The organism is Paenibacillus sp. MZ03-122A (assembly GCF_024213325.1).
GTDB classification, from domain to species: domain Bacteria; phylum Bacillota; class Bacilli; order Paenibacillales; family Paenibacillaceae; genus Paenibacillus; species Paenibacillus polymyxa_B.
Map to the genome: position 1 here is coordinate 58,780 of NZ_JANAVI010000008.1, position 11,286 is coordinate 70,065.

Here is an 11,286-nt window from a genome sequence, read left to right on the forward strand (position 1 = left end):
AAGCGCTTAATGTAATGAGGGGGAAATTAAATGAAATATGTAATCGCTCTGGTGGGACTGCTCGTTGTATTTGCACTTACTTACGTTGCCAGCAGTGACAAGCGTAAAATCAGGTATCGTCCGCTGATAGTTATGGTTGTTTTGCAAGCAGCGCTTGCTTTCGTATTGCTGCATACAGGAATTGGCGAATTTTTGGTCAAAGGCTTTGCAGAAGGTTTTAAGAGTCTTTTGGCATATGCAACTGAAGGGATTAACTTCGTTTTTGGCGGAATTGCGAATGAAGGAGCAGCACCGTTCTTTATCGGTGTACTGCTGCCAATCGTGTTCATATCCGCGCTGATTGGTATCTTGCAATATGTAAAAGTGTTACCTTTTATTATTAAATATATCGGGCTTGTCTTGAGCAAAGTAAACGGAATGGGTAAACTGGAATCCTACAACGCTGTAGCTTCGGCTATCTTGGGTCAATCCGAGGTGTTTATTTCCGTTAAGAAGCAAATTGGTCTGCTGCCAAAACATCGGTTGTATACGCTGTGTGCGTCTGCGATGTCTACAGTGTCCATGTCGATTGTGGGAGCTTACATGCAAATGTTAAATCCCAAATATGTGGTCACAGCTTTGGTATTGAACCTGTTCGGCGGTTTTATTATCGCTTCCATTATTAATCCGTACAAGATTGAGAAGGAAGACGATTTACTGGAGGTTCAGGAGGAAGAGAAGCAGTCCTTCTTCGAAATGCTCGGGGAATATATTATGGACGGTTTCAAGGTTGCTATTACGGTAGCTGCAATGCTGATCGGTTTTGTGGCGCTGATTGCCATGGTTAACGGGATTTTCTCCTGGTTGTTTGGAATCAGCTTTCAGGCGTTGCTTGGATATGTGTTTGCGCCTTTCGCTTTTGTCATGGGTATTCCGTGGAACGAAGCCGTTCAGGCGGGCAGCATTATGGCTACCAAACTCGTATCCAACGAATTCGTGGCCATGCTGGATCTGACCAAGCAAACAGGCTTGTCGGAGCGCACGGTCGGGATCGTATCGGTATTCCTCGTATCCTTTGCTAACTTCTCATCCATCGGTATCATTTCTGGGGCGGTGAAGGGGTTGCATGAAAAACAGGGAAATGTGGTGGCCCGCTTTGGTCTGAAGCTGTTGTACGGGGCAACGCTGGTTAGCGTGCTGTCGGCAACGATTGCAGGGTTGTTTTTGTAAAAAAAACAGCGAATCAGGAAAGGATTTTTATGATGTCTAAATTCAAACGGATTCACTTGGTGGTTATGGACTCGGTTGGTATCGGCGAAGCGCCGGATGCTGCCCAGTTTGATGATTACGATGTAGATACGCTCGGTCATATTGCCCGCGAACGCGGTGGCCTGAAGATGCCGAATATGGGTAAGCTCGGTCTGTCCAATATTCGTTCCATAGAAGGAGTAGCAGCGGCCGACAAGCCGCTCGCGTATTACACTAAAATGCAGGAAGCATCCAATGGTAAGGATACAATGACGGGGCATTGGGAAATCATGGGATTGAATATTGCTGTTCCTTTTCGTGTATTTCCCGATGGGTTTCCAGATGAGCTGATTCAACGCATTGAGGAGCACACAGGTCGCAAAGTTATTGGCAATAAGCCTGCGAGCGGAACGGAAATCATTGATGAACTGGGCGAAGAACACGTGAAAACTGGAGCGCTCATCATTTATACCTCGGCGGACTCTGTGCTGCAAATTGCGGCGCACGAGGAAGTTGTACCTTTGAAGGAACTCTATGAGATTTGCGAGTTCTGCCGTAAAATCACGCTGGAAGATCCGTACATGCTGGGTCGCATTATTGCACGTCCGTTCGTAGGCGAGGCAGGGAACTTCTCCCGTACCTCCAATCGACATGATTATGCGCTCAAGCCGTTTGGTCGCACCACCATGAACGAGCTGAAGGATGCAGGCCTGGATGTGATCGCCTTAGGTAAAATCTCCGACATTTATGACGGTGAGGGTGTGACGAAGGCGGTGCGTACGGTGTCTAATATGGACGGCATGGATAAGCTGGTGGCTACGCTCGATGAGAATTTCACCGGATTAAGCTTTCTGAATTTGGTGGACTTTGACGCTGTATACGGTCACCGTCGTGATCCGCAGGGATATGGTCAAGCTTTGGACGATTACGATGCGCGTTTGCCAGAAGTTTTTGCCAAAATGACCGATGACGATCTGCTGATCATTACTGCAGATCATGGGAATGACCCGACGTATCGGGGAACGGATCACACCCGCGAATACGTACCTTTGCTGGCATATTCCCCGCGTTTTACAGCTGGGGGCAAGGAGCTTGCGGTTCGTAAAACCTTTGCTGATATTGGAGCGACTGTAGCAGATAACTTTGGTGTAAAACTGCCTGAACACGGAACGAGCTTTTTGGCAGAGCTTCAGTAATCAAGGACCAGCAAGAGTAAGCGAGATTACTAGTAACGATATAAATAACGATACAAGCATGGACAAATGGGACGGAGGAATAAAAAACATGAGTGTACACATTGGAGCCAAACCCGGAGAAATTGCAGAAACGATTTTGCTGCCAGGAGACCCGCTACGGGCAAAATTTATTGCTGAAACGTATCTGGAGGACGTGACCTGTTACAACGAGGTTCGCGGAATGCTCGGATTCACGGGTACGTACCAAGGCAAACGCCTATCTGTGCAGGGAACTGGGATGGGGCTGCCTTCCATCAGTATTTATGTCAACGAACTGATTAGCGAATACGGTGTGAAAAACCTGTTCCGCGTAGGTACATGCGGCGGAATGAAGGAGCATGTGCACGTTCGTGACGTCATTTTGGCACAAGCATCCTGTACGGATTCCGGTATGAACCGCCATATCTTTGGCGGCTACGACTACTCGCCGATTGCCAGCTTCGATCTATTGAAGGGCGCTTATGATCGTGGTGTTGCCAAAGGCCTGAACATGCATGTCGGTAATGTATTCAGCTCAGACAGCTTCTACCGTGATGACAAATCAGTGGTACAAAAGCTGATGGAATACGGCGTGCTGGGCGTAGAGATGGAAACTTCGGCTTTATACACGTTGGCAGCCAAGTTTGGCGTAAACGCACTGACGATTCTGACGGTAAGCGATCATTTGCTGACAGGTGAAGAAACGACGGCGGAAGAACGGCAAACGACCTTTAAAGAAATGATGGAAGTTGCACTGGATACAGCAGTATCTCTGTAAACGATCATACGCACAGTGAGGAGAAATGACATATGAGAATGGTAGACTTGATTGAGAAAAAACGTGACGGAAAAGAACTGAGTACGGAGGAAATTAATTTTATTATCCAAGGCTACACTCAGGGTGAAATTCCTGATTATCAAGTCAGTGCATTGGCGATGTCCATTTTCTTCAAAGATATGACTGAACGCGAACGCGCTGATCTGACGATGGCGATGGTTCATTCGGGTGATACCATTGATCTGTCCGCGATTGAAGGTGTAAAGGTCGATAAGCATTCCACTGGCGGTGTGGGGGATACAACAACGCTGGTACTGGCTCCGCTCGTAGCGGCCTTGGACATTCCGGTAGCCAAAATGTCAGGCCGCGGCCTCGGACATACCGGAGGAACAATCGACAAGCTGGAGGCTATTGCAGGCTTCCACGTCGAAATCAGCAAGGACGAATTTGTGGATTTGGTGAATCGCAGCAAAATTGCGGTCATCGGACAAAGCGGTAACCTGACACCTGCGGACAAAAAGCTCTATGCCTTGCGTGACGTTACGGCGACGGTCAACTCGATTCCGCTGATTGCCAGCTCGATTATGAGTAAGAAAATCGCTGCCGGCTCCGATGCCATCGTGCTCGATGTAAAAACAGGTGCAGGCGCATTTATGAAAACCGTAGATGATGCCAAAGCACTGGCACATGCCATGGTGAGCATCGGTAACAATGTGGGTCGGAAAACGATGGCAGTCATTTCCGATATGAGTCAACCGCTGGGTCTGGCCATCGGTAACTCGCTGGAAGTGAAAGAAGCGATTGATACGCTGCGTGGCGAAGGACCGAAAGATCTGGAAGAGCTGTGTATGGCTTTGGGCAGTCAGATGGTATTTTTGGCAGGGAAAGCAGATTCCCTCGAAAACGCTGAAGAAAAGCTCAAAGAAGTCATTCGCAATGGCAAAGCACTGGAGAAATTCAAAGAGTTTATTGCGAATCAGGGCGGCGACGCTTCTGTGGTGGATCATCCTGAACGCTTGCCACAAGCACAGTATCTTATTGAGGTGCCTGCGAAGCAGGATGGTGTGGTAGCTGAAATCGTGGCTGACGAAATCGGTACGGCTGCGATGTTGCTTGGAGCAGGACGTGCGACCAAAGAATCCGAGATTGATCTGGCTGTCGGCTTGATGCTGAACAAAAAGGTCGGGGATGCTGTTCAAAAAGGCGATTCGCTAGTTACTATCCATGCGAACCGTGAAGATGTAGCCCAAGTGCTGGAGAAAATCTACGCGAACATCCGTATTGCGGATCATGCGGAAGCACCAGTGCTGATCTATGGAACAGTGACAGAGTAAGCGGTAAGCCCTATTCAAAAAGTCGTATTGGGTGTCTTTGATCAAGTTTGAAAAATATGACAGCTGGACTCATAATAGATATGAGTTCGGCTTTTTTTATTGTAAGGCCGAGGGTACAGAGGGGGGAGACATGTTCAAGGAATTGTTACAGCAATTGAATCCTTTTATGCTGTCCACACACTCATATGAGGAAATTAGGGGCATGCATTCCATTGCCTACACACAAGGAACATTTTACCGATACCAGTGTACGCCCGAAGTTTGGCTTGAGGGAGATACCGGAACGGATTAGAAAACTGCATTCTCTTGAAGCATCTGACCATTTTCGAGCAGGATATACGAACACTACCGCATGCTTTGTTCGAATTGGAATCGTTGGAGTCACTGACGATACAAGTAGCGGATTTGGAAGAGCTACCGGCTGACATTGCCAAGTTAACCCGGCTCAAAAGCCTGGGGATCAGCTGTGGATGCTATGATCGCCCGGCACCAGATGTCAAAGTAATACCCAAAGAGGAGCTGGCATTTCGGCATTTGCCTCCTGAAATTGGAGAGCTGCAACAACTGGAGCATCTGGATGTCCAGTATAGCGGAATCCGTACGGTGCCTCCTGAAATACAAAACTTGAACAATCTACGCTCTTTGGGCATTGTGAACGGATTCATCGAATCGGCACCCGACTTTATATATAAAATGACTTTGCTTGATCGCTTCCTTATAGAAGATAAGCCGTTCCATCTGTGCAATCACGGTGACGACTGAAGGATAGATGAGAAAAGGAGGGAATCAAATGATGGAGAAATGGGTTTGGATGGGGGTTGCAGGGGCAATTGTGGGTTATGCCACTTTTGCTAATATGAGCGTTCCTACATCAACTATTACAGAAGTAAATCAGAGTCATTCGACTGTTCCGCTTAGTAAGCAGAGCAAGCAAGGAAGTGCAGTGAAACGCATTGTACATGACCAGGAGATGCAATTTGGAGGACAAGGACAAACGAGCTTTAGATTTGAAGAGGGGCGCAAGTTGTACATCAGTATTAAGAATACAGGCAAGCAACCCGTACAATACAAGCTCAATAGTGCAAATGGATTAGACTTGCAAGGGTCAACGAGCGGGTTTTCCAGCCAAACGTTGCAGCCGGGAGAACGCCACGATCTGCTGTTTGTAAAGCCAGAGGGGCAGGATGAAGCTGTAAGTGACTCCTTGAAAGAGATGATTTTGAAAGTAAGTACGGACGATGGATCGCAAGGAAGCGTTAAAACCTTCGCATATATTACACTGTAATCTCCTTCCAGAAAGGGTGCGACATGCGGTCATTAGTCTACTTATGTTACAATAGAACGGTTGAAGACTTAATGAACAGAATAGGTCAGAGCAGAAAGCAGAAAGGATGACCCGTTGTGCCCAAAAACCATGAATTCGGTAATCAAAAGATGTCACGGAGGCTGTCACTCACAGCCATTTTACTTACACTTACTTTTGTAGCACTTACTGGCTGTGGTCAGGATAAGAATGCTGAAACCATTGATACTGGAAGCAGTACAAGCGTGATCGAGAACGGAGCCGGTGGTAATCGTAGCGGTTCAGCCCAAAGTGACAAAGCAGCGAAAGAGAGCGAGAGTGCAGAAAACAGCGGTACGGATGCACAAAAGTCAGCTCCTTCGGCTCCAGCTGCTTCATCGGATACATCTTCTTCTCCGGCAGTCTCCAATCCATCGCAAAATCCATTTGAGGTAGCAGGTATTCAAGATCCTAAAGCGTTTTTGAACACGTTCAAAGCGCTGCAGAAGGCAGTTGCCGACAATGACAAGGAGAAAGTGGCCGATTATATTTTGTACCCTCTGCGTGTTAATGATAGTGAAAAGTCGCTAACGATTCCGAATAAGAAAGATTTTATGGCCAAGTATGATCAGATTTTTACGGACGCAATTCGCGAGGCGCTGGTGAATCAAAAGACAGATGATTTGTTTGTTAATTATCAGGGAGTCATGGTGGGTTCGGGTGAACTGTGGTTGAGAAGAGCTACGGACAATCCGAAGCTTTTTGGAGTCTTTTCGATTAATCTTGAAACGGTTGCCAACTAAGTCGTACTCCGTGTGTAAATGACCTCTAAACGGTCGGAAACATATATCATGTTTCTGACTGCCCCCCTTTAAAGAAAGAAAAGTACAGATGATACATACCAAAAAAAGGTTTGACATCACTCCTAAACTCTCGTATTATATCCATATAACTCATTAAACAGGTAGGAATTAAAGAATTAAAGTATGATCTCGCCATTTTGGCGGAGAACCTCTAGGAACAGCAGGCAGACACTGTCCACGCGACAGGTTTGACCTATCAGAGCTGCATCAGGGAATTCTCCGCTCTTTTTTTGATTATGCCTGTAAATAACAGGCGTAAATGAATACAAATTACATAGAATGCGGGGTGTCTTGATGAAAAGGCAATGGAAAAGTGGACTTATTCTCGGACTATCTTTGGTTTTAACGATTATGCTGAGCGCTTGCGGGGCAAGCAAGGGAGGGACGCAGGCGGATGGTAGTTCTGCTGCCGGTTCCAAGGAAGTGGAGTTGCTCAATGTTTCTTATGATCCGACCCGTGAGCTGTATGAGGCATATAATAAAGCGTTTGCCGCCCATTGGGAGAAGGAGAAAGGACAGAAGGTTACGATCAAGCAATCTCATGGAGGATCTGGCAAGCAAAGTCGTTCTGTGCAGGACGGGCTGGATGCGGACGTGGTAACTCTGGCCCTGGGCTACGATATTGATGCGCTACAGGAAAAAGGACTTGTTAAAGAGGGGTGGCAAAGTAAATATGAGCATAACAGCGCCCCGTACACTTCAACCATCGTGTTACTGGTGCGCAAAGGGAACCCGAAAGGGATCAAGGACTGGGACGATTTAATCCGTGGCGATGTGCAAGTTATTACACCGAATCCTAAAACTTCGGGCGGGGCACGTTGGAACTATCTTGCAGCCTGGGCCTATGCGCTCAAGAAGAACAATAACGATGAAGCTAAAGCCCAGCAGTTTGTACAGGACCTGTATAAGCATGTACCCGTACTGGATAGCGGAGCACGTGGAGCGACAACGACTTTCGTAGAGCGTGGAATTGGCGATGTGCTGATTGCATGGGAAAATGAAGCATTGCTCTCCGTGAAGGAGCTGGGTGCGGATAAATTCGATATCGTATATCCATCGATCAGTATATTGGCTGAACCTCCGGTAGCAGTAGTCGATAAGGTGGTAGATAAAAAAGGTACACGCGAGGTGGCGGACGCGTACCTGAAATATTTGTACAGTGAAGAAGGACAGACCATTGCTGCCGAAAATTATTATCGCCCAACACTGGAGAGTGTGACGGCAAAGTTCAAGGACCAATTTCCTAACTTGGAGCTCGTAACCTTGAAGGATGTATTCGGGACATGGAAGGAGACGCAGCAGAAGCATTTCAGCGACAAAGGCATTTTTGACCAGATTTATGTACCCGGCAGTTCATAAAATAGGTGGACTGTGTAGGCGATTGATCGGTAGCCGCGAGTGTCATAGTGAATGGATTCAGAGAGGGATGAACAGAGCATGAGTCAAGTGCAAGCCACCCGAAAACGCGTACTTCCCGGGTTCGGGTTAACAATGGGTTATAGTGTGCTGTATCTCAGTCTGGTGGTGCTGGTGCCTTTATCGGCACTGCTTCTGAATTCAACTGGACTGACGTGGGAAAAATTTTGGGACGTGGCGACTGATGTCAGGGTGCTGGCTTCCTACAAGGTAAGCTTTTTGTGTGCCGCGGCTGCGGCGCTGATCGACCTGTTTCTCGGTTTATTGATAGCCTGGGTGCTGGTGCGTTATGAGTTTCCGGGGAAACGAATTTTTGATGCGGTGATTGATCTGCCCTTTGCTTTGCCTACTGCCGTAGCGGGGGTTGCTTTGACTGCTCTGTATGCGCAGAACGGCTGGATCGGTTCATTGTTTGAACCGCTTGGATGGAGGCTGGCATACTCACAGACGGGAATTACGCTAGCATTGATGTTTATTGGCATTCCGTTCGTCGTACGGACAGTTCAGCCGGTTTTGGAGGAGCTGGATAAGGATGAGGAGGAGGTCGCTGCTACGCTGGGAGCTGGCAGATGGCGTATCTTCTGCAACGTTATTGTGCCGGAGCTGGTGCCACCGCTGTTGACGGGTTTTGCGCTCGCCTTTGCCCGAGGTATTGGCGAGTACGGTTCTGTCGTCTTCATCTCTGGCAATATGCCGATGAAAACGGAAATTGCTCCACTGCTCATCATGTCCAAGCTGGAGCAAAATGACTATGCAGGAGCTACGGCGGTAGCGTTGATGCTGTTGGTGATTTCATTCGTGCTGTTACTCGTGATTAACAGCATTCAGCGCTGGTCACGGCGCCGTGCAGTTTAACGTAACTGCCTAAACGCAACTGTCTAATGTAATTATCTAACGTTAACATGTAGGGCTGCGCATGATACCCGCATTCTAAGGAGGGATACACCATGTCACAAGCAATAACTGGGCAGGAGCTTGCTTCTGCACCAGTGCCTTCATCCGCACCGCCCAACAGGGTCACGACCGAGGCCACTTGGGTGAAGTGGACGCTGATTGGTGCTGCTTTTTTAGCTTTGCTCTGGGTGCTGGTATTGCCGCTAATCGTCGTGCTTACCGAAGCGCTCAAGCAAGGATGGGGCGTCTACGTCGAAGCGTTACGGGACCCAGATGCCATGTCTGCATTGCGGTTAACGCTGCTGGTGGCAGCGATAACGGTACCGCTGAATACGGTATTTGGTGTAGCTGCCGCTTGGCTGATCACGAAATTTCAATTTCGCGGCAAAGGCTTGCTGGTCACCTTGATTGATTTACCCTTTGCCATCTCTCCTGTCGTCGGAGGGCTGATGTATGTATTAGTGTTCGGCGCACAGGGCTGGCTTGGACCGTGGTTGGACGAGCATGATATTAAAATTATATTTGCTCTGCCTGGTATTATTTTAGCGACGCTGTTCATCACCTTTCCATTTGTGGCGCGAGAACTCATTCCAATGATGGAAGATCAGGGACAGCAGGAGGAAGAAGCGGCGGTCACGCTGGGCGCGCGCGGCTGGCGCATTTTCTGGAAAGTGACGCTGCCGAATATCAAGTGGGGTCTGCTGTATGGCATCATTTTGTGTAATGCGCGAGCCATGGGTGAGTTCGGTGCAGTGTCCGTCGTCTCTGGACATATCCGGGGAGAGACGAATACACTGCCGCTGCATGTAGAAATTTTGTATAACGAATATCAGTTCTCGGCATCTTTTGCGGTGGCCTCGTTGTTATTGTTACTAGCTCTGGCTACTTTAGTGCTTAAAAGCTGGTTTGGACGCAAACGCGTGCATTAATTTATGATTTTGTATATGTTCCCTCAGGGCCTCTCTTTGCGTCTATCGTCTGTTAACGGCGAGAAGATGGGAAGAGAGGCCCTTGTTCTAAGGTGGCTAATATGGATAATAAAATGATCATATCAAGGCACGTTGGTGTGCCCAGGAGGAGCGAAGGGAAAAATGAAACATCCGTTTCAGTCCTACCGTCAGCTGTTTCCAGTGCTGTCCTCACATATCCATGTAGGGAGCTGTTCCCAGGGGGCCGTATCAAGGCCGGTTTCCGCTGCCATTGAGGAATATCATCGAAGTTTGCTGCAACACGGTCATAACGGCAATCTGTCTATGGCACGTTTGGAGGAGGCTAGAGGGCATTTTGCCAAGCTCATTGGGGCGGAGCCTGACGAAATTGCGGTCCTGTCCTCAGCCTCTGAGGCGATTGCCGGGGTGGCCACAGCCCTTCCTTATGTACCGGGAAAAGAAGGCATTGTGTATGCGGACACCGACTTTCCGACGGTGGGACACATCTGGCAGGCACAGGAGATGTTCCGGGATCACATCTGCTGTATCCCCTCCATCGAGGGAGAAGTGACGATAGAGCAGTATGAGGAGCATGTTACGGAGAAAACTGCGCTCGTTATGGTGTCACAAGTGAACTATACCAACGGATTTCAGCAGGATTTAAAATCCATTGCCGATATAGCTCACCGAAATCAGGCGTTGCTGTTTGTGGATGCTTATCAGTCTGCAGGGATCATTCCAGTGGATGTAAAGGCAATGGGCGTAGATATTTTGGTCGCGGGAGCACGCAAATATATGCTTGGAATTCCGGGCGTGGCTTTTCTTTATGTAAGCAAGGACCGAATAGACCGCTTCAAGCCCCGTCTTACAGGCTGGCTTGGGCAGGAGCCCGCTTCCCGGTTTGATATTGCTCACCCGGTTCCGGCGGCGGGAGCCCGACGCTTTGAGACGGGATTGCCTTCTTTCATTAGCATTTTTGCTGCCAATGCGGCCTTAAAGCTGCTGCTGGAGATTGGAGTCACGAGTATTCAGGCCTATATGAGTGAGTTGTTGGATTTTTCCGTTGAATATGGACGGCGCAAAGGGTTACACATACGTGTACCTTACAGGGGAGGCACATTACCAAGCCTGCTCGCTGTTGAAGTAGCCGACGTGTCGGCTATGGAAAGGAATTTGAGAAGCCAAAATATGATCGTTTCAGCACGAAAGGATGTTATCCGTGTGGCTCCGCATTTTTACAATACGGCTGAGGAAGTCCGACGAGTCATAGATGAATTGGCAGGGCGATGTTGAACGAACGGCAAAAGCCTCTTCGAGTGAATGGGAGTATAACATCCCTTTTTACACAG

At 48.3% G+C, this 11,286-nt stretch carries 12 protein-coding genes; all 12 read left to right on the forward strand.

Annotated features, from left to right (window positions below; genetic code table 11):
- The first annotated feature begins 30 nt into the window (after window positions 1-30).
- The 12 genes from NLX74_RS17550 to NLX74_RS17605 all read left to right on the forward strand — a co-directional run bounded on the left by NLX74_RS17550 (window position 31) and on the right by NLX74_RS17605 (window position 11,230).
- Window positions 31-1,209 (forward strand): NupC/NupG family nucleoside CNT transporter, encoded by a 1,179-nt coding sequence (locus tag NLX74_RS17550; RefSeq protein ID WP_254329471.1) that lies wholly within the window; start codon window positions 31-33, stop codon window positions 1,207-1,209.
- A 29-nt stretch (window positions 1,210-1,238) separates the two neighbouring features.
- Window positions 1,239-2,423, forward strand: a complete 1,185-nt coding sequence (gene deoB, locus NLX74_RS17555; RefSeq protein WP_190298005.1) for a phosphopentomutase — start codon at window positions 1,239-1,241, stop codon at window positions 2,421-2,423.
- An 88-nt stretch (window positions 2,424-2,511) separates the two neighbouring features.
- Complete coding sequence (gene deoD / locus NLX74_RS17560) at window positions 2,512-3,219, forward strand: purine-nucleoside phosphorylase (RefSeq protein WP_013312036.1); 708 nt, start codon at window positions 2,512-2,514, stop codon at window positions 3,217-3,219.
- Between the two features lie 32 nt (window positions 3,220-3,251).
- Window positions 3,252-4,553, forward strand: coding sequence for a pyrimidine-nucleoside phosphorylase (locus tag NLX74_RS17565; RefSeq protein WP_076294327.1), 1,302 nt, complete (start codon window positions 3,252-3,254; stop codon window positions 4,551-4,553).
- Window positions 4,554-4,683: 130 nt separating this feature from the next.
- Window positions 4,684-4,845 carry a hypothetical protein gene (locus NLX74_RS17570; protein ID WP_254329472.1) on the forward strand — a complete coding sequence of 54 codons (162 nt, stop codon included), beginning with the start codon at window positions 4,684-4,686 and terminating at the stop codon, window positions 4,843-4,845.
- A gap of 14 nt (window positions 4,846-4,859) precedes the next feature.
- A complete protein-coding gene (locus NLX74_RS17575) occupies window positions 4,860-5,315 on the forward strand; it encodes a leucine-rich repeat domain-containing protein (protein WP_254329473.1) in 456 nt (151 codons plus the stop codon).
- A 28-nt stretch (window positions 5,316-5,343) separates the two neighbouring features.
- Window positions 5,344-5,838 (forward strand): putative periplasmic lipoprotein, encoded by a 495-nt coding sequence (locus NLX74_RS17580; protein WP_254329474.1) that lies wholly within the window; start codon window positions 5,344-5,346, stop codon window positions 5,836-5,838.
- Between the two features lie 116 nt (window positions 5,839-5,954).
- Window positions 5,955-6,638 carry a hypothetical protein gene (locus tag NLX74_RS17585; protein ID WP_235306378.1) on the forward strand — a complete coding sequence of 228 codons (684 nt, stop codon included), beginning with the start codon at window positions 5,955-5,957 and terminating at the stop codon, window positions 6,636-6,638.
- A 354-nt stretch (window positions 6,639-6,992) separates the two neighbouring features.
- Window positions 6,993-8,057, forward strand: coding sequence for a sulfate ABC transporter substrate-binding protein (locus NLX74_RS17590; RefSeq protein WP_250260385.1), 1,065 nt, complete (start codon window positions 6,993-6,995; stop codon window positions 8,055-8,057).
- A 78-nt stretch (window positions 8,058-8,135) separates the two neighbouring features.
- On the forward strand, window positions 8,136-8,969 hold the full coding sequence (cysT, locus tag NLX74_RS17595) for a sulfate ABC transporter permease subunit CysT (RefSeq protein ID WP_254329475.1): 834 nt from the start codon (window positions 8,136-8,138) through the stop codon (window positions 8,967-8,969).
- Window positions 8,970-9,061: 92 nt separating this feature from the next.
- Complete coding sequence (cysW, locus tag NLX74_RS17600; RefSeq protein WP_069290433.1) at window positions 9,062-9,937, forward strand: sulfate ABC transporter permease subunit CysW; 876 nt, start codon at window positions 9,062-9,064, stop codon at window positions 9,935-9,937.
- A 162-nt stretch (window positions 9,938-10,099) separates the two neighbouring features.
- Window positions 10,100-11,230 (forward strand): aminotransferase class V-fold PLP-dependent enzyme, encoded by a 1,131-nt coding sequence (locus NLX74_RS17605; protein ID WP_254329476.1) that lies wholly within the window; start codon window positions 10,100-10,102, stop codon window positions 11,228-11,230.
- The last annotated feature ends 56 nt before the right edge of the window (window positions 11,231-11,286 follow it).